The organism is Sphingomonas psychrolutea (genome assembly GCF_014636175.1).
GTDB classification, from domain to species: domain Bacteria; phylum Pseudomonadota; class Alphaproteobacteria; order Sphingomonadales; family Sphingomonadaceae; genus Sphingomonas; species Sphingomonas psychrolutea.
The window spans coordinates 107,901-125,056 of record NZ_BMDW01000006.1 but is presented as its reverse complement, the minus strand read 5'-3'; the positions used below and the strand labels follow the sequence as shown (position 1 = coordinate 125,056).

The 17,156-nt window shown below is 65.2% G+C and carries 18 protein-coding genes; 7 read left to right on the top strand and 11 right to left on the bottom strand.

Features of this window, described 5'->3' with window-relative positions:
* Window positions 1-14: 14 nt before the first annotated feature.
* Complete coding sequence (locus tag IEV62_RS06690; RefSeq protein WP_373868569.1) at window positions 15-527, top strand: YdcF family protein; 513 nt, start codon at window positions 15-17, stop codon at window positions 525-527.
* Window positions 524-1,234 carry a lysophospholipid acyltransferase family protein gene (locus IEV62_RS06685; RefSeq protein WP_188446083.1) on the top strand — a complete coding sequence of 237 codons (711 nt, stop codon included), beginning with the start codon at window positions 524-526 and terminating at the stop codon, window positions 1,232-1,234. The genes IEV62_RS06690 and IEV62_RS06685 overlap by 4 nt, the downstream gene beginning before the upstream one ends.
* Here IEV62_RS06685 and IEV62_RS06680 read toward each other — a convergent pair.
* The gene (locus tag IEV62_RS06680) at window positions 1,231-2,139 is read right to left on the bottom strand and encodes a prephenate/arogenate dehydrogenase family protein (protein WP_188446082.1); all 909 of its coding nucleotides are present in this window, start codon (window positions 2,137-2,139) and stop codon (window positions 1,231-1,233) included. The genes IEV62_RS06685 and IEV62_RS06680 overlap by 4 nt on opposite strands.
* An 85-nt stretch (window positions 2,140-2,224) precedes the next feature.
* Between IEV62_RS06680 and IEV62_RS06675 the strand changes: the two genes are divergently transcribed.
* Genes IEV62_RS06675 through IEV62_RS06660 form a run of 4 tightly spaced genes read left to right on the top strand, consistent with a single transcriptional unit; the run spans window position 2,225 to window position 6,005 of the window.
* Complete coding sequence (locus IEV62_RS06675; RefSeq protein ID WP_188446081.1) at window positions 2,225-3,796, top strand: flavin monoamine oxidase family protein; 1,572 nt, start codon at window positions 2,225-2,227, stop codon at window positions 3,794-3,796.
* 27 nt (window positions 3,797-3,823) lie between these two features.
* On the top strand, window positions 3,824-4,957 hold the full coding sequence (gene metX, locus IEV62_RS06670) for a homoserine O-acetyltransferase MetX (RefSeq protein WP_188446080.1): 1,134 nt from the start codon (window positions 3,824-3,826) through the stop codon (window positions 4,955-4,957).
* Window positions 4,954-5,580 carry a methionine biosynthesis protein MetW gene (metW, locus tag IEV62_RS06665; protein ID WP_188446079.1) on the top strand — a complete coding sequence of 209 codons (627 nt, stop codon included), beginning with the start codon at window positions 4,954-4,956 and terminating at the stop codon, window positions 5,578-5,580. The genes metX and metW overlap by 4 nt, the downstream gene beginning before the upstream one ends.
* 35 nt (window positions 5,581-5,615) lie before the next feature.
* Window positions 5,616-6,005, top strand: a complete 390-nt coding sequence (locus IEV62_RS06660) for a response regulator (protein WP_188446165.1) — start codon at window positions 5,616-5,618, stop codon at window positions 6,003-6,005.
* 3 nt (window positions 6,006-6,008) lie between these two features.
* On the opposite strand, the gene IEV62_RS06655 is transcribed toward IEV62_RS06660, so the two are convergent.
* From IEV62_RS06655 to IEV62_RS06630, 6 genes are read right to left on the bottom strand one after another with little or no spacing between them, the layout of a single operon-like run.
* Window positions 6,009-7,532: a sensor histidine kinase gene (locus tag IEV62_RS06655; protein ID WP_188446078.1), complete on the bottom strand. Its 1,524-nt coding sequence runs from the start codon at window positions 7,530-7,532 to the stop codon at window positions 6,009-6,011.
* Between the two features lie 30 nt (window positions 7,533-7,562).
* Window positions 7,563-8,132: a single-stranded DNA-binding protein gene (gene ssb, locus IEV62_RS06650; protein ID WP_188446077.1), complete on the bottom strand. Its 570-nt coding sequence runs from the start codon at window positions 8,130-8,132 to the stop codon at window positions 7,563-7,565.
* An 11-nt stretch (window positions 8,133-8,143) separates the two neighbouring features.
* Window positions 8,144-10,003: a ferrous iron transporter B gene (gene feoB / locus IEV62_RS06645; RefSeq protein ID WP_188446076.1), complete on the bottom strand. Its 1,860-nt coding sequence runs from the start codon at window positions 10,001-10,003 to the stop codon at window positions 8,144-8,146.
* On the bottom strand, window positions 10,004-10,276 hold the full coding sequence (locus IEV62_RS06640) for a FeoA family protein (protein ID WP_188446075.1): 273 nt from the start codon (window positions 10,274-10,276) through the stop codon (window positions 10,004-10,006).
* 57 nt (window positions 10,277-10,333) lie between these two features.
* Window positions 10,334-10,999: a COQ9 family protein gene (locus tag IEV62_RS06635; RefSeq protein ID WP_373868572.1), complete on the bottom strand. Its 666-nt coding sequence runs from the start codon at window positions 10,997-10,999 to the stop codon at window positions 10,334-10,336.
* Between the two features lie 22 nt (window positions 11,000-11,021).
* Window positions 11,022-11,933 (bottom strand): DMT family transporter, encoded by a 912-nt coding sequence (locus tag IEV62_RS06630; protein WP_188446073.1) that lies wholly within the window; start codon window positions 11,931-11,933, stop codon window positions 11,022-11,024.
* Window positions 11,934-11,991: 58 nt separating this feature from the next.
* On the opposite strand from IEV62_RS06630, the gene IEV62_RS06625 reads away from it, so the two are divergent.
* Window positions 11,992-13,083 carry an alkene reductase gene (locus tag IEV62_RS06625; RefSeq protein WP_188446072.1) on the top strand — a complete coding sequence of 364 codons (1,092 nt, stop codon included), beginning with the start codon at window positions 11,992-11,994 and terminating at the stop codon, window positions 13,081-13,083.
* Window positions 13,084-13,229: 146 nt separating this feature from the next.
* On the opposite strand, the gene IEV62_RS06620 is transcribed toward IEV62_RS06625, so the two are convergent.
* From IEV62_RS06620 to IEV62_RS06605, 4 genes are all read right to left on the bottom strand, one after another.
* On the bottom strand, window positions 13,230-14,603 hold the full coding sequence (locus IEV62_RS06620) for a cytochrome P450 (RefSeq protein ID WP_188446071.1): 1,374 nt from the start codon (window positions 14,601-14,603) through the stop codon (window positions 13,230-13,232).
* A 223-nt stretch (window positions 14,604-14,826) separates the two neighbouring features.
* A complete protein-coding gene (ribH, locus tag IEV62_RS06615) occupies window positions 14,827-15,246 on the bottom strand; it encodes a 6,7-dimethyl-8-ribityllumazine synthase (RefSeq protein ID WP_188446070.1) in 420 nt (139 codons plus the stop codon).
* Window positions 15,247-15,403: 157 nt separating this feature from the next.
* Window positions 15,404-16,552: a 3,4-dihydroxy-2-butanone-4-phosphate synthase gene (gene ribB / locus IEV62_RS06610; protein ID WP_373868567.1), complete on the bottom strand. Its 1,149-nt coding sequence runs from the start codon at window positions 16,550-16,552 to the stop codon at window positions 15,404-15,406.
* Window positions 16,539-17,147 carry a riboflavin synthase gene (locus IEV62_RS06605; RefSeq protein WP_188446069.1) on the bottom strand — a complete coding sequence of 203 codons (609 nt, stop codon included), beginning with the start codon at window positions 17,145-17,147 and terminating at the stop codon, window positions 16,539-16,541. The genes ribB and IEV62_RS06605 overlap by 14 nt, the downstream gene beginning before the upstream one ends.
* Between the last annotated feature and the right edge of the window lie 9 nt (window positions 17,148-17,156).

The window sequence follows — 17,156 nt, the reverse complement described above, 5'->3', positions numbered from 1 at the left end:
GCATTCTCGCGGCCATGGTGCTGCTCTATGTTGCGGGACTCGGGATTTATCTGGCGACGATGCCGGCCCCGCTCGCCGGGCCCAAGACCGATGCGATCGTGGTGCTGACGGGCAGTGCGGGGCGAATCGACCGGGGGTTACGCTTGCTCGAAGCACATGCTGCACAGCGCATGCTGATCAGCGGCGTTGCGCCTGAAGTGCGGCCGAACGAGCTGGCGCACGAATATAAGGTCAGCCCGGCGCTGTTCCGCTGCTGTATCGACCTTGGCCATGAGGCGGTCGATACGCGTTCGAATGCCGATGAGACGGCGGATTGGCTGCGCTCGCACAACTATAAAACGGTGCGGCTGGTCACCTCCGATTGGCACCTGGCGCGCGCGAAGCTTGAATTGGTGAATGCGCTCGACGGCGACGCGACGGTCATCGGGGACGGCGTGCCCAGCAGCCCGCGCTACGCCGTGTTGCTCGGCGAATATAACAAATTGATCGTGCGCAAGGCCGCGTTGCTGATCGGGCGCGGGTCATGAACGGCCTGCGCAATTTGCTGTTCAAATTCTTGTTTTATGGCGGATCGGTGCCGATCGTGTTGACCACGCCGATTTCGGCGCTGATCGGCTGGCGCGCGCTGGTTGCGCACACCCATTTCTGGACGCGCTGGCACGGGTGGACGACGCGAAATATTCTCCACATCGATCAGCGGATCGAGGGGGCGCGCTTCGGAGACATGGCGTTCGGCGGCGCGCCGGTGCTGTATGCCGCCAAGCATCAGTCGATGTACGAAACGCTCGAACTTGGGCGGATGCTGCGCAACCCCGCGATCGTGATGAAGCAGGAACTGGCCGACATTCCGGTATGGGGCTGGTCGGCGCGGCGTTATGGCGTCATTGTTGTCGACCGCGAGGCATCGGCTGGGGCCTTGCGCCGGATGCTGCGCGAGGCGCGCGTAGCGCTGGCCGCGAATCGTTCGATCCTGATCTTTCCGGAAGGAACGCGCGTGTCGCCCGGTGAGCAACCACCGCTGCGCGCAGGGTTTGCCGGGCTCTATCAGATGCTGAAAATTCCGGTGGTCCCGGTGGCGATTGACAGTGGGAAAGTCTGGCCCAAACATGGCCCCAAAATCCCCGGCACCGTGACCTTCCGCTTCGGCGAGCCGATCCCGCCCGGTCTGCCGCGCGACGAGGCCGAGCGGCGCGTGCATGCTGCGATCAATGCGCTGGATGTGCCACAGGGCTAATCGTGCGTGCGCCCGAAATCGGGGGCGGGATCGTCTTGTCCCTGCTCGATGATACCGCGGCGAATCGCGCGTGTTTTGCTGAACAGGTCGAAAAGCTCGTCGCCCTTGCCCCAGCGGATCGCGCGTTGCAGCGCGGAGAGATCCTCCGAAAAGCGTTGCAGCATCTCGAGCACGGCTTCGCGATTCGTCAGGAAAACATCGCGCCACATCGTCGGGTCGGAGGCGGCGATCCGCGTGAAATCGCGAAAACCGCCCGCCGAATATTTGATCACTTCCGATCGCGTGACCTCTTCCATGTCGGAGGCGGTACCGACGATCGTATAGGCGATAAGATGCGGCAAATGGCTGGTGATGGCGAGCACGCGGTCGTGATGCTCGGGCGCCATCGTCTCGATATCCGCGCCCAATCGCCGCCAGAATTCGGCGACGCGCTCGATCGCTACCGGATCGGTCCCCTCGGGCGGGGTGAGGATGCACCAGCGTTTGTGGAACAGCGTGGCGAACCCTGCTTCCGGGCCTGAGCGCTCAGTTCCGGCGACCGGATGCGCGGGGACGATCGTCACGCCGGGCAGCGCCTCGCTCAGCGCGCGGACGACTTCGGCTTTGCAACTGCCGACATCGCTGACCACCGCGTCGGCGGGCAGATCGGCGGCAAAATCGGCCGCCGCCGCGCCCATCGCGCCGACCGGCACGCACAGGATGACGAGATCGGCATCGATCACCGCAGCGCCGCCGCTGTCGGCGACATCGTCGAACAAGTGGAGCGCATCCGCGGTTGCGCGGACCTCGGGGTCGGCGTCATAGCCGGTCAGCCGTACCGTCGGCATCGCCACGCGGGTGGCGCGCGCGATCGACGATCCGATCAGGCCGATGCCGATGATGGTGACGCGGGCGAAGGGCAACATGGCGCGGCGTGTGGCGGATGCTCCGCCTTATGGCAAGCTGGCGTTCCGCCACGCGCCTGCTAGGAGGCGGCAGCGGGAGACGGGAATGCGGGGAAGCGATACGGTCTGGCGCGCGCTGGCAGTGGCGCGGCGGGCCAATTTGACGGCAAGCGGCCACGCCGCGCCGGTGCCGGGCGAAACAGGGCAGACCCGGCGCGCGGTGTTGTTGGCGCTGGGGGCGAGCGGGGTTGCCGCCGCTCTGCCGCATCGGGCGTTTGCCGCTGGAACGGGCAGCGGCCCGGTCGCGATCATTGGCGGCGGCATCGCCGGCCTCACCGCCTTGTGGCACCTCACTCAGGCGGGGATCGATGCGCGGCTTTACGAAGCGCGCGGGCGGCTTGGCGGGCGCGTCTACACCGCGCGCGAGAAGGGCCGACCCACAATCGAGGCGGGCGGGCAGCTCGTCAACACCGACCATGCCGACATCAAGACTCTGATGCGCGAATTCGGCATCGCGCTGATCGATCGCAAAGGGACGCCGCACCGCACCATGATCCTCGCCAATGGCAGTGAAGTGCCCGAGGGCAAGCTCGCCAGCGCGCTGCGCGGGATCGCCGGGCAGATTGACGCGGATTCAGTGCGGCTCGATCAGGATTATGCCAGCGTCGCGAGCGAACTCGATCGGATGAGTTTTACCAAATATCTCGACAAGCACGCCGCGTTGATGCCCGAGCCGTGGGTGCGCCATTTGATGGAAGCGACCGCGCGCACCGAATATGGCGTCGAACCCGGTGCCGCCTCGGCAATCGAACTGGTGTTCAATCTGCCGACGATCAATGGGCGGCGGATCGACGTGCTCAGCCGCAGCGACGAACGCTATCTGATCGCGGGCGGCAGCAGCACGCTGATCGACGCGATGGCGACACGGCTGCGCGAGCGGATCCAGACCAACCGCCGCGTCGTGCGGGTCGATCCGTTCGGGCCGGGGGCTCGATTGGTGTTTGCCGACGGCACGACGGTGGATGCGGCGAATGTGATCGTGACGACCCCGGCGTCGATCACGCGGAAGATCGATTTCCGCATTCCCTTGCCGCCCTTGTGGCGACGCTTCATCGCCGAAGTGGGCCTTGGCGCGAACATGAAGGTGCAAGCGGGTATGACTGCGCGCCCGTGGGACAAGGCGATCGGGCGTGGCGGAGAAGTGTGGCAAACCAAGCCGGGGGCTGGCCTCGCAAGCGGGTGGGATGGGAGTGTGCGGGGCGGTGCCGCCAGCGGGGATGTGTGGACCTGGTTCCTGGGCGGAATGGAGCTTTTGGCTGCCGATGTTGCGGAACCGGGCGTGCTCGCGCGCAAATTCGCCGCGCAGGCCGAAAGCGCGATCCCGGGCATGGCCGCGGCCACAAGCGCGTTTGCGCGGCGCACCAATTGGCACCGCGACCCGCTGGCGATGGGGGCCTATGTCAATTTCCGGCCCGGCCAGCTGACACGGTTCGGGCGGCTGATCTGGACCGAGGTCGACGGCATCGCCAAGGCGCCGGTCGGGGCCGGGCCGGTGCTCTTCGCAGGCGAGCATCTGTCCGACGCCTATCCCGGCTATATGAACGGTGGCGCGCAGACCGGGCGGCTCGCGGCCTCGACGATCATCGCGAGCCGGGCGCATGCGCGGCGCTTGAGTTGAGCGCCGCTTGATCCTAACCCGCGCGGCATGACCGAGGATGTGCGTTTCGGGCTCGCCCGCCATGTGATCTTGCCCGGGCCGCTACGGCTCGATGGCGGGGCATTGCTGTCGCCAGTCGAGATTGCCTATGAAACCTATGGCACGCTCAACGCCGACGCATCGAACGCAGTGCTGATCTGCCATGCGCTGACCGGCGACCAGCATGTCGCCAGCCCGCATCCGGTGACGGGCAAGCCGGGCTGGTGGGCGCGGATGGTGGGGCCGGGCAAGCCGGTCGACCCGGCGCGGCATTTCATCGTCTGCGCCAATGTGTTGGGCAGTTGCATGGGATCGTCGGGACCGGCGACGATCGATCCGGCGACGAGCGCGCCGTGGGGTATGGCCTTCCCGGTCATCACGATTCGCGACATGGTGCGCGCACAAGCGCTGCTGCTGGATCATCTCGGCATCGCAGTATTGCAGGCTGTCGTCGGCGGATCGATGGGCGGGATGCAAGCGCTGAGCTGGCCCGCGACCTTCCCCGAACGTGTTCGCGCCGCGGTGGTGATCGCTTCGACCGCGCGCCACACCGCACAGAACATCGCCTTTCACGAAGTCGGGCGGCAAGCGGTGATGGCCGATCCGAAATGGCGCGGCGGCGCCTATTACGATCTGGGCGATCCGCCCGCTGCCGGGCTCGCCGTTGCGCGGATGGCGGCGCATATCACCTATCTGTCCGAGGCTGGCCTGACCGAGAAATTCGGCCGCCGCTTGCAAGCGCGACCCGACCGGCCCGACGGCGCGATCAGCTTCGGTTTCGATGCCGATTTCCAGATCGAAAGCTATTTGCGGCACCAGGGGATCAGCTTCGTCGATCGCTTCGACGCCAATTCCTATCTCTATATCACGCGCGCGATGGATTATTTCGATTTGGGCGGCGAGCATGGCGGCCATCTTGCCAACGCTTTTCGCGCGACCAAGGCGCGCTTCTGCCTGGTCAGCTTCGACACCGACTGGCTGTATCCGACCGCGCAATCGCGCGCGGTCGTCCACGCGCTGAACGCAGCGGGCGCGCCGGTCAGTTTCGTCGAACTGTCGAGCCCCTATGGCCACGATGCCTTCCTGCTCGATGCGCCTGAGATGAACCGCGTCGTCGACGGGTTTTTGAGGGCCGGCGAATGAACCTCCGCCCCGATCTCGCGATCATCGCCGAGCATGTCGCGCCCGGCAGCCGGATCCTCGATGTCGGCTGCGGCGATGGCGCGTTGATGGCGGCGCTCCGCGACACCAAAGGGGTCGACGCACGCGGGCTTGAAATCGATGCGGGGAATGTCGCTGCGGCGGTTTCGCGCGGGCTATCGGTGATTCAGGGGGATGCCGATCGCGATCTTGCCGAATATCCCGATGCGAGCTTCGATTATGCGATCCTCAGCCAGACGTTGCAGACCGCACATCGTCCCGATGTGGTGCTCGATCATCTGCTGCGGATCGGGCAACAGGCGTTCGTGTCGTTTCCCAATTTCGCCCACTGGCGGGTGCGGCTGTCGCTGTTGTGGGGCGGGCGGATGCCGGTGACGCGGCTGCTGCCCGAACGCTGGTACGACACGCCCAACATCCACCACGTTACGATCGACGATTTCCGCAGCTTCGTCGCCGAACGCGGAATTGAGGTCGAGGGCGCCTGGTTCCTGTCCGGCGACAAGCGCACGATCTCCGCGGCGGCCAACATGCTGGCCGAACATGCGGTTTTCAAGTTACGAAAGTTGAGCGAGATCAAGGAACCAACAAGGCCGATCCGGGGTTAGCTCACCCTGAACCCTTAAGGACCAAAGTGATCGTCATGCCCGCCACCGCGCTTATTGTCGAAGACGAAATCTTCGTTGCGCTCGATCTCGAACGAATCCTGATCGATGCCGGCTATGCGGTAAAGGCGATCGCGGCGGACCGGATCGGCGCGCTTGAGGCGGCAGCGGATTGCAGCTTCGCGCTGGTCGATATCAATTTGCGCGACGGACCGACCGGCCCAGACCTCGCGCGCACGCTAGCGCAGGATTATGGGCTGAAAGTGGTGTTCGTCACCGCTAATCCCGGGCAGATCGCCAATCCGAGCGGTGCGCTTGGCTATGTGCGCAAGCCGTTCAGCGCCGCCGCCATCCTTGCCGCCGCTGCGGTTGCGACCGAAGGTGCGACGATCGAGCCGCCGCACCAGGATTTCGTACCGCTCGCCTGACGGTCAGCTTCGGCTGAGCGACGTCTTCGGGATTGCGATCTCGACCCGCAGGCCGGCGGGGTTCCAATCGCGCGTCACAGCACCACCCAGTTGTCGTACCGCACTCAATTCAATCAGTTGCGAGCCGAATCCGGTCTTCTCGGGCGCGATGACGGGGGTGCCGCCATGCTCGTGCCAGTTGAGGAGCAGGCGATCGTGCTCGGCCCGGATCGCCACGGTGATGGTGCCGTGATCGTTTGCGAGCGCGCCATATTTGGTCGCGTTGGTGGCGAGTTCGTGGAACAGCAAGGCGATCGGCGTGGCCGAGCGATCGTCGATTTCGACATCGTCGCCATCGACCAGAATCCGTGCACCATCCTGTGGCTGGTAGGGCAGGAACAACTCGCCAAGCAGGCCATGCAGGCTCGTCGGCGCTGCGGTCGGTCGCGACTGGGCGCTGTGCGGCCGCACAAAATCATGCGCACGACCAAGTGCGGTCACGCGCGCGCGCAAATCGGCGGCGACGTTCGCAAAGGTCGGATTGCCGCGCGCCGAGAACGCGATCAGGCCGGAAATGACTGCGAAAATATTCTTGATTCGGTGGCTGAGTTCCTGCGCGATGATTTCGCGTTCTTCGCTTGCCTCTTTCTGCTCGTGAATGTCGGTGCAGGTCCCGAACCAGCGGACGATCGCCCCCATATCGTCACGGATCGGCAGCGCGCGGCCGAGCGTCCAGCGATACTGGCCGTCGTGCCGCCGCAAGCGATATTCGATCTGATACGGGTCACCGGTCTGCAGCGAATGCTGCCACACGATTCGCGCGCGTTCCTGATCGTCGGGGTGGAACATGTCGTTCCAGCCCTCGCCATCGGTCGATCCGGCGGGCACGCCGGTGAATTCATACCAGCGCGCATTGTAATAATCGTGAAAGCCATCGGGCAGCGTCGACCACACCATTTGCGGCATCGTATCGGCGAGTGTGCGAAACCGCCCTTCGCTGTCGCTGATCGCTGCGCGCGAGGCGGCGGTGGCGCGGCTGTCGCTCAACCGCATCATTACATCGGCGGCGAGCACACGAAGACCCTGCGCCTGCACATCGGTCAGCCCTTCGCGCGGTGCGGTGTCGAGCACGCACAGCGCGCCGAGCGCCACGCCGTCGGCGCGAATCAGCGGCGCGCCGGCATAAAAGCGCAGGCCCATTTCGCCGGTGACCAGCGGATTGTCGGCGAAACGCGGGTCGCGCGTCGCGTCGGGCACGACCATGATGTCGTCGGCGAGCATTGCGTGCACGCAAAACGAGGTTTCACGCGGAGTCTCGGCCGCATCGAGGCCGGTGCGTGCGAGGAAGGTCTGGCATGTTTCCAAGACGATGCTGACCAACGCCGTCGGTGTCCCGCACAACGCTGCGGCGAAATCGGTAATGCGCCGGAGCGACGCATCGTCTTGCAAGGCGTTCAGATCGTGTTCGGCGATCGCCGCGGCGCGGACGGTCTCGTCGATGCGCCAACCGGAATGATCCGGCTTGGCGGCGGTGAAAAGGTCTATCATGCGAGCAGAACACCGAACGGCCGTTTGGGTTCAGAACGGCACGTCGTCGTCGAGATCATCGGCGAAACCGCCGCGTGCCGCCCCGCCCGAGGGCGCCCCGCCGCCGCCGCCGCCGCGCGCCGCGCCACCGCGATTGCCGCCGCCGCCGCCATAGCCGCCGCTCGAGCCGCCGCCGAAATCGTCATTGCCGCCGAAATCGTCGCGCCCACCGGAACCGCCGCCGCCGCCGGCCCCGCCACCACCGCCGGGCGCGCCGTCGAGCATGGTCAGCACGCCGTTAAAGCCCTGCAGCACGACTTCGGTCGAATAGCGGTCCTGCCCTTGTGCATCCTGCCATTTGCGCGTCTTGAGCGCGCCCTCGATATAGACTTTCGAGCCCTTGCGCAGATAGCGTTCGGCAACATTGCCGAGGGCCTCGTTGAAGATCGCGACCGAATGCCATTCGGTCTGTTCCTTGCGCTCGCCGGTATTCTTGTCCTTCCACGATTCGGACGTGGCAATGCGCAGATTGACGACCTTGCCGCCATTCTGAAAGCTCTTGCTCTCCGGGTCGCGGCCCAAATTGCCGACGATGATGACCTTGTTGACGCTACCCGCCATAACGTGATTCCCTAAAGTCCGAGTCCGATCGCGGCCCAATAGGTCGCGCCTGCTGCGATGTAAGCGAGCGCGAACAAATAGCCAACCATGAAGGCGGGCCATTTCCAGCCATTGGTCTCGCGCCGCGTCACCGCGATCGTGGAAATGCATTGCGGCGCGAACACGAACCACATCAGAAAGGCGAGCGCGGTCGGCAAGCTCCAGCGCGCCTGGAGATTACGGCGGAGCTGGTTGTCGCCGCGCGGATCGTCGGGATTGTCGATCGAATAGACGGTGGCGATCGCGCCGACCGCCGCCTCGCGCGCGGCCATCGCCGGCAGCAATGCGAGCGCAATGTCGTGGTTGAAGCCGATCGGGCGGACCACGACCTCGATCCCCGAGGCGATTCGGCCGGCAATCGAATATTCACTTTGCTTTTGCCCGGCAGGCGCGACCGGATAGCTGGCGAGCACCCAGAGCAAGACGATCGTCAGCGCGATCGTGGTGCCGGCGCGCTTGAGGAAAATCTCGGCGCGGCTCCACAGCCCGATCGCGACATCGCGCAGCCGCGGCATCTGATATTTGGGCATTTCCATCATGAAGCCCGAGGAAACACCCGCGGTGACCGTCCGCCGCAGCACCAACGCGACGACGAACGCGCCGACCAGGCCCATGATGTAGAGCGCAAACATCACCAGCCCCTGAAGCCCGACAAAGGGTAGAACGTGCCGATCGGGGATCAGCGCGCCGATCACCAGCGTATAGACCGGCAGCCGCGCCGAACAGGTCATCAGCGGCGCGATCAGGATCGTGGTCAGCCGGTCCTTCTCATCCTCGATCGTGCGCGTCGCCATGATGCCGGGGACGGCGCAGGCGAAGCTCGACAGCAAGGGGATGAAGGCGCGGCCCGACAAGCCGACGCTCGCCATCACCCGGTCCATCAGGAAGGCGGCGCGGACCATATAGCCCGATGCCTCGAGCACGAGGATGAAGGCAAACAGGATCAGGATTTGCGGCAGGAACACGATCACCGCGCCGACCCCGGCGAGCAGCCCGTCGGTCAGCAACGAGCGCAGCGGCGTATCGGGCAGCGTCGCGCGGATCGACTCCTGTGCCCAGGCGATCCCGGCGCTGATCGCGTCGGCGGGGACGGTGGCCCAGCTGAACACCGCCTGGAACATCGTGAACAGGATGACCATCAGCAGCAATACGCCCCAGACCGGATGGAGCGCCACCGCATCGAGCGCGTGCGTCCAGCGCCGCACGGGTGCTTCGGACACGGTCGCCCCGAGCGCGATTTTGCGCGCGCGGCGTTGCAGCGTGACGATGTCTTCGCCGATCGCGGGGTCGCTCGGGCGCAGCCGGATCGCAGCCGATTCGACGATCAGGCCGCTGAGCGTCGCCTTCACCTCGTCGAGCCCGCGCCGCCGGACCGCGACCGTCGGGATCACCGGCACGCCAAGTTCCGCGGACAATTTGACCGGATCGAGCGTCAACCCGTCGCGCGCCGCCAGATCGATCATGTTGAGCGCGACCACCACCGGCAGCCCGAGCGCGATCAACTGCAAGGCAAAGCGCAAATGATTGTCGAGGTTCGAGGCATCGACCACCACGATCAGCGCATCGGGCAGCCGCTCGCCGATTTGCGCGCCGGTCACCACATCGCGCGTCACGCGCTCGTCGGGGCTCGACGGCTCAAGGCTATAGGCACCGGGCAGATCGACCAGTTCGACGATCCGGCCATCGGGGAGGACGAGCTTGCCCGAATGGCGTTCGACCGTGACGCCGGGATAATTGCCGACTTTTTGCCGCGCGCCGGTCAGCGCATTGAACAGCGCGCTTTTGCCGGCATTGGGATTGCCGACCAGCGCCACCAGCGGCGTGCTCGTCATTTACTGTGCGACGGGAGAGACGAAAATCGCCCCCGCGACCGCGCGGCGCAGTGCAACGGTCATGCGGCCGATACGGCACGCGATCGGCCCTTTGCCGAGGCTGGCGCGGTGCAACACTTCAACGCCGACGCCCTCATCGAAACCGAGTTCGCGCAAGCGCCGTGCTTCCGGAGTCGAGAGATGCGACCAGTCGATCGTCGCGACGGTCGCACACTGCCGCTGCGGCAGCGATTCGAGGCTGAGCGGGGGCTTCATGGGACTCGACCTATTCATGATGCGACTGATTATCAATAACGGCAGGCCGACGCCAGTGTTAAATGCGAATCATTCTCACACCGCCGGATAGCGCAGCCGCCCGATAAAGCGCGACAGGCTCGGGCGCAGGTCGCTTTGGCCGATCAGGCTCGCTTTGGCCTTTTCGAAACGCATGATGCCCTCGATCCGGCGCGCGAGAAAGGCGCTGGTCGCGGCATGGCCGTCGCTCTCATCGTCGAGGAAGACGGTGATCGTCGCGGCATAGACGCCGGCGAGGATCGTGCGCTTGGTATAATGGTTGTAATCGGTCGCGGTGTCGCCCGCCGCGCGCCACATCACATCGGCGGCGTGCCAGCCGAGCTTGACGCCGCGCAGCGCATTTTGCGGCAGCGCCAGGATCGCCAGCGCGCGGCGGAGTGCTTCGCGATTGGGGGCGGTCTCGGTGAGGCGGGCTTCGACCAGGGCGGTGATCTTCGCGCGGATCTTCATCGTCGCCAGTCGTTCGGGCGGAAGCTGCGCCAGCATTGCGGCGTCAACGCTGGCGAACCACGCGTCGATCATCTCGACCGCGCCGCCGGGAAAGGCGAGCCGCGCGACATCGCGGTCGACCCCCACCGCGTCCGCCGCGAGATCGCGCGCGTCGTCGCCCCATCCGTCGAACCCGGCATTGGCGGCGATGGCGGGGGCGAGCGCAAGCCGGATTTCATCGAGCGTGGCGTCGGCGAGGCCAGAGTTTAGCATAGTGTCTGTCATACGCCGTAATCTAGGCGCGCGGGCGGCGGCTGACCAGTACCAGCGCGACGGCGACGCACACCGCCCCGATAAGATCGGCAATGCCCAGCCGTTCGTTATAGACCACCCAACCGATCGTCCCCGCGACCACCGGTTGCGTCAGCAGCCCAAGCCCGACCGTCAGCGGCGGCAAGCGGCCCAGCGCGTAGATCATCAGCCCTTGCCCGACGATCTGGCTGACCACGGCAAGCCCGATTAGCGGCGTCCAGTCCGTCGGGAACAGCCTTTCCCCCAGCAAAAGCGCGAACGCCAGCAGCGGCAGCACGCTCGCCAGCGTCGACAGCGCGAGCGCGGGCAGCGGTGCCATCGTCGCGCGGGCGCGCGCCATCAGGATGAAATAGCCGGTGTAGAGGATGCCGGCGAGCAAGCAGAGCAAATCGCCCACCAGATGGCGCGGGTCGAGCTGGTACGACCGCCCCATCAGCAGCGCCGCACCGGCGGTCGCGAGCGCAAGCGCAATCCCCTGCAGCCGCGTCGGCCAGGCGCGCGCGATCAGGAAGCCGTAGATCGGGAACATCAATGTCGCCGAATTGCCGAACAAGGTCGCGTTGGCCAGCGTCGTGCGCAAAATCCCGAGGTGCCAGCTCCCCAGATCCGCTGCAAAGCACAGTCCGCCAAGCGCGATGATCACCCACAGCGCGCGCGACAGGCCGCCGCCCTGTTTCTGGCTGGGCCGCCACCCGGTCGCCAATGCCGCCGCGAGCAGCACCGGTGCCGCCAGCGTGATGCGCCAGAAGGCCGAGGCGACCGGCCCGGTCTCCGACAGCCGCACGAACCATGGCCCAAAGGCGAGCGCGGCATTGGCGGCAATCAAGGCCAGCAGCGGGAGCGCGGACGTCGTTTCCGGCGCGACAGTTTTTCTTGGGGGGGCGGCAGCGTGCATGGCGCGCTGTAGCGTCCTATCTGCTAAACGTCAGGTAGCAAAACAAAACGGAGTTTCCATGCCCAGCCTTTTCGACCCGATCCAGCTCGGCGCGATCCACGCGCCCAACCGTATCCTGATGGCGCCACTCACGCGCGGTCGCGCGACCAAAGAGGCGGTGCCGACTGATTTGATGATCGACTATTATACCCAGCGCGCCAGCGCCGGGCTGATCATCTCGGAAGCCACCGGCATCAGCCGGGAAGGGCTCGGCTGGCCGTTCGCGCCGGGGCTGTGGACCGACGAGCAGATCGAACATTGGAAGCCGGTGGTCGATTCGGTCCATGCGGCCGGCGGCAAGATCATGGTGCAGATGTGGCATATGGGCCGCCAGGTCCATTCCTCGGTGATCGGTGGGCAGCCGGTGTCATCCTCGGCGACGGCCACGGCGGGGCAGGCGCATACCTATGACGGCAAGCAGGATTTCGAGGTCGCGCGGCCGCTCGAGCTCGACGAGATCCCGCGCCTGCTGGCGGATTACGAGCATGCGACGCGTAATGCGCTGCGCGCCGGGTTCGACGGCGTGCAGATTCACGGCGCCAACGGGTATCTGCTCGACCAGTTCCTGCGCGACAATGCCAACTTGCGCGACGACCGCTATGGCGGATCGATCGAGAATCGCATCCGCCTGATGCGCGAAGTGACCGAGCGCGTCGCAGGCGTGGCGGGGGCGGATCGGACGTCGATTCGCCTGTCGCCCAATGGCGATTCGCAAGGCGTCGATGACAGCAACCCCGCACCCTTGTTCACGGCGGCGGCCAAGGCGCTCGACGAGATTGGCATCGCCTTTCTCGAATTGCGCGAGCCGGGGCCGGATGGCACGTTCGGCCGGACCGAAGTGCCCAAGCTCTCGCCGGCGATCCGCCAGGTCTTCTCGAAGCCGCTGGTGCTGAACTCGGACTATACGACGGTCGAGGAAGCGCAGGTCGTGCTCGACAATGGCACGGCGGACGCGATCGCGTTCGGTCGCACCTTCCTCGCCAATCCCGATCTGCCCGCGCGGCTGCGCACTGGCGCGCCGCTCAACCCCGGCAACCCGCGGACCTGGTATAGCCAGGGGCCGGAAGGTTATATTGACTATCCGTTTCTGGAGACAGCGACGGCGGAATAATCCGATCCTCCCCGTGCCGGGGAGGGGGACCCTGAGCATTCAGCGAAGGGTGGAGGGGGCGTGCTGCAAACGCCACGTCCGTGGCAGCCCCCCTCCACCATCCGGCTGAAGAAGCCGGATGGTCCCCCTCCCCGTGCCGGGGAGGATCAGGAAAGCGGCACGAACCGCAGCGGCAAACCGTCCTTGGGGCGCGGAATGGGCCAGGCTTGCCATTCCGCGCCCGATCCTTCGTCGAGCTCGATGCGGTAACGGCTGAGCAATTGCGTGACGAGGATGCGGATTTGCATCGTCGCGAAGTGCAGCCCCAGGCACATATGCGCGCCGCCGCCGAACGGCACCCACGCATATTTGTGTCGCGCGCGGACCTTGTCGGGGGTGAAGCGCAGCGGATCGAAGGTGTAGGGATCGGGCCATAGCTCGGGCATCGTGTGGGTGTAGGCGACGCTGACGCTCACCGTGCTGCCCGCCGGAATGTGATAGCCGCCAAAGTCGAACGGCTTGACCGCACGCCTTGGCAGTGACGGCACCGGCGGAATCAGCCGCAGCGCTTCCTTGAACGCCATGTCGGTCAATTCGAGCCGGTCGAGCTGGCCGTAGGGCAAGCCCCCGGTCTCGTTCAGCCCAAGGTCCGCAATTTCGGCACGGATCTTCTCCTGCCATTCGGGATTGCGGCCGAGCAGCATGATCAGGCTCGTCGCGGACGATGTGATCGTGTCATGCGCCGCCATCATCAGGAAATTCATGTGATCGGCGATCGCGTCGGCGGAGAGCGGCTGCCCGTCATCGCCCGTCGCGCGGCAGAATTGCGAGAAGAAATCCTGGCCGGTGCCGCTGCGGCGGGCAGGGATCTCGCGTTTGAACAGGTCGATCAGATATTGCCGTGCCTTTACACCCTTGCGCATTTGCGAGCCGGGCAATGGAATGCGGATCGGGGTGACCGAGGCTTGTACTTCGTCGACGAACGCCTGGTTGATCTTGGTCGCCTCCGCGCCGAGCGGCATGCCGAGGAAGCTTTCCGCCGCCAGATCGAGCGTCAGTTCCTTGACCGCATCGTAGAATTTAAGCGGCTTGCAGCCCCAATCGGCGACCGACCGTGCAATTCCGGCATTAAGCGTCTCGGCATAATGCCGCATCGGCTCGGGCTTGAACGCGACCGCCATCACGCGGCGGTCGGCGCGGTGCTTGTCGAAATCCATCAGCATCAACCCGCGCGGGAACAGCAAGTTGAGCAGCGGACCCCAGCCCTGTTCGGACGAAAAGACGCGGTCGCGGTCGAACAGCACCAGCTCGTTGGCCTCGGGCCCCATCAGGCTGACGGTCGGGCCGCCAAAGGCATTGTTGCGGAAAATCGGGCCATAGGTGGCGATCATGCGGTGCCCGAAACCGACCGGATCTTTCAGCATACGGAAGGTGTTGCCGACAAAGGGCAGTCCATCCTCACCCGGAATCGCGTGGATCGCAGACTGTTTCTGCGGCGGCAGCCAATGCGGATTGGCTTTATGCGTGTGGGCGTAGGCCATGATCGCGCTCCTGCTTACTGACACCTGTATAAGTAAGCGCAGCGATGGTGGGAAGAGCGCGTATGCCGGGGGTTATGGTGCGCGTCGCAAGCCTTTTGCTCCGTTTCGTGCTCCTGCGAAGGCAGGAGCCCAGGGTCGCGCGAACCGCCAGAGGTTGAGTTTCTAAGCCCTGGGTTCCTGCCTGCGCAGGAACACGGCGTGCTTCACGCGCGCAGGCTCGCGTTCAGCCGAAGCGGCCCTTGAGCGCCAGCATCGCCAGCGCCGCGTTCGCCGCGCCGCCGCCCTTGTCGAGTTGGGCGCGGTCGGCACGGGCGATTGCCTGCGCTTCGTTTTCGGTGGTCAGGATGCCGTTGCCGATCGCAAGGCCGTCCATCGACAGCGCCATGATCCCGCGCGCGCTTTCGCCCGCGACGATCTCGAAATGATAGGTCTCGCCGCGAATCACCACGCCGAGCGCGACGAACGCGTCATAGGCACCGCTTTCGGCCGCCAGCGCAATCGCGCCGGGGATTTCGAGTGCGCCGGGGACGGTGATCGTCTCATGCGCGTGTCCGGCCTGCTCGATCGCGGCGCGCGCGCCGGCGAGGAGCATGTCGTTCAAATGGTCGTAGAAGCGCGCTTCGACGATGAGGATCTTGGCCATGAAATTGGAAACTCCGTTCGTTTGCTGCGCTTCCCCGGCGAAGGCCGGGGCCCAGTTACGAGCGCTTTAATGAGCGTGCATACCCCGCTTCTGCGACCTCTGAGACTGGGCCCCGGCCTTCGCCGTGGAAGCGGAGGGTCAAAGAAGGGAGGGAATGTTACTCCCCGCCCGTCCCCGGGATCGCGCGCTCATCGACGATCGACAGGCCATACCCTTCGAGGCCTACGAGCGCATGATGCGTGTTGGTGAGCAGCACCATTTCCTCGACGCCCAATTCGGCAAGGATCTGCGCGCCGACGCCGTAATCGCGCAATTCCTCGACTTCCGGAGCCCCCGCACCCTTGCCTTCGCCGCGCAGCTTCATGAAGCGCGTGACCGAATCCTTCATCGGGCGATTGATCACGACGATGACCCCGGCCCCGGCCTCGGCGATCAATTCCATCGACCGCGAGAGCAACCCCGCGCGTTCGGATTGCTCGCCGAACATGTCGACGAAATAAGAGGCGGTGTGCATCCGTACCAGCGTCGGGTTGGTGGGATCGATCTTGCCCTTGACCAAAGCGATCGACTCTTCGCCGGTCGCCTTGTTGAAGAAGGTCATCGCCTTCCATTGCCCGCCCCATTTCGACTCGAACGCCATTTCGGCGCGCTTCTCGACCAAATGATCGTGGCGGCGGCGATAGGCGATCAGATCGCGGATCGTGCCGATCTTGAGGTTGTGGAGCTGTGCGAACGACACAAGATCGTCGAGGCGGCTCATCGTGCCATCCTCGTTCATGATCTCGCAAATGACGCCCGACGGGTTGAGCCCGGCGAGGCGCGAGACATCGACCGCCGCCTCTGTATGGCCAGCGCGCACCAGCACGCCGCCGTCGCGCGCGACGAGCGGGAAGACATGGCCGGGGGTGACGATCTCGTCCTTGCCCTTTGACGCATCGATCGCGACCGCAATGGTGCGCGCGCGATCGGCCGCCGAAATGCCGGTGGTGACGCCGTCACGCGCCTCGATCGAAGTGGTGAAGGCGGTTTCGTGGCGCGTGCCGTTGTGACGGCTCATCAAGTCGAGGCCGAGTTCGTCGACGCGGCGCTTGGTCAGCGCGAGGCAGATCAGGCCACGACCATGTTTGGCCATGAAGTTGATCTTCTCCGGCGTCGCCATTTGCGCCGGGATGACAAGATCGCCCTCATTCTCGCGGTCTTCGTCATCAACCAGGATGAACATGCGGCCATTCTTGGCCTCATCGATCAAATCCTCGGGCGAGGAGAGGAACCCGTGGCGGAGCCGGGCTACTTCAGGCTTTTGCACGATAATGCTCCATACGTTTTAAATAGCGGGCGAGGACGTCGATTTCGATGTTCACATCGGCACCAGCGGTAAGCGTGCCGAGCGTCGTCACCTTTTGTGTGTGCGGAATGATGTTGAGCGAGAAGACCGAGGCGTCGGCATGGTCGGTTACGGCGTTGACCGTCAGCGACACGCCATCGACGGTGACCGAGCCCTTGGAGGCGATGAAAGGTGCGAGGTCGGCCGGAACCGAAATATCGACCTTCCACGAATCGCCGTCGATGGCGACATTGGCGACCGTCCCAATCCCATCAACGTGCCCGGTGACGATGTGGCCACCCAATTCCTCGCCCAGCTTCAGCGCGCGCTCCAGATTGAGGCGGCGTCCGGCGATCCATTGGTCGGCGGGGGTGCGCGACACGGTTTCACCCGAAACATCGACTGCGAACCAGCCCGGCCCCTTGTTGATGACGGTCAGGCACACGCCCGAACAGGCGATCGACGCGCCGAGATCGACGCTCGTCATATCGTAAGCGGTGCTTACGAAGATGCGCCGGTCGCCGCGCGCCTCGATCCGGTCGATGCTGCCGATATCGGTGATGATGCCCGTGAACATGGGTTTTGG

Excerpts from the sequence above, each read along its gene's own strand:
- IEV62_RS06690 (WP_373868569.1), top strand. The coding sequence starts at position 15 with ATGGTGCTGCTCTATGTTGCGGGACTCGGGATTTATCTGGCGACGATG.
- IEV62_RS06685 (WP_188446083.1), top strand. The coding sequence starts at position 524 with ATGAACGGCCTGCGCAATTTGCTGTTCAAATTCTTGTTTTATGGCGGA.
- IEV62_RS06680 (WP_188446082.1), bottom strand. The coding sequence starts at position 2,139 with ATGTTGCCCTTCGCCCGCGTCACCATCATCGGCATCGGCCTGATCGGA.
- IEV62_RS06675 (WP_188446081.1), top strand. The coding sequence starts at position 2,225 with ATGCGGGGAAGCGATACGGTCTGGCGCGCGCTGGCAGTGGCGCGGCGG.
- metX (WP_188446080.1), top strand. The coding sequence starts at position 3,824 with ATGACCGAGGATGTGCGTTTCGGGCTCGCCCGCCATGTGATCTTGCCC.
- metW (WP_188446079.1), top strand. The coding sequence starts at position 4,954 with ATGAACCTCCGCCCCGATCTCGCGATCATCGCCGAGCATGTCGCGCCC.
- IEV62_RS06660 (WP_188446165.1), top strand. The coding sequence starts at position 5,616 with ATGCCCGCCACCGCGCTTATTGTCGAAGACGAAATCTTCGTTGCGCTC.
- IEV62_RS06655 (WP_188446078.1), bottom strand. The coding sequence starts at position 7,532 with ATGATAGACCTTTTCACCGCCGCCAAGCCGGATCATTCCGGTTGGCGC.
- ssb (WP_188446077.1), bottom strand. The coding sequence starts at position 8,132 with ATGGCGGGTAGCGTCAACAAGGTCATCATCGTCGGCAATTTGGGCCGC.
- feoB (WP_188446076.1), bottom strand. The coding sequence starts at position 10,003 with ATGACGAGCACGCCGCTGGTGGCGCTGGTCGGCAATCCCAATGCCGGC.
- IEV62_RS06640 (WP_188446075.1), bottom strand. The coding sequence starts at position 10,276 with ATGAATAGGTCGAGTCCCATGAAGCCCCCGCTCAGCCTCGAATCGCTG.
- IEV62_RS06635 (WP_373868572.1), bottom strand. The coding sequence starts at position 10,999 with ATGCTAAACTCTGGCCTCGCCGACGCCACGCTCGATGAAATCCGGCTT.
- IEV62_RS06630 (WP_188446073.1), bottom strand. The coding sequence starts at position 11,933 with ATGCACGCTGCCGCCCCCCCAAGAAAAACTGTCGCGCCGGAAACGACG.
- IEV62_RS06625 (WP_188446072.1), top strand. The coding sequence starts at position 11,992 with ATGCCCAGCCTTTTCGACCCGATCCAGCTCGGCGCGATCCACGCGCCC.
- IEV62_RS06620 (WP_188446071.1), bottom strand. The coding sequence starts at position 14,603 with ATGGCCTACGCCCACACGCATAAAGCCAATCCGCATTGGCTGCCGCCG.
- ribH (WP_188446070.1), bottom strand. The coding sequence starts at position 15,246 with ATGGCCAAGATCCTCATCGTCGAAGCGCGCTTCTACGACCATTTGAAC.
- IEV62_RS06605 (WP_188446069.1), bottom strand. The coding sequence starts at position 17,147 with ATGTTCACGGGCATCATCACCGATATCGGCAGCATCGACCGGATCGAG.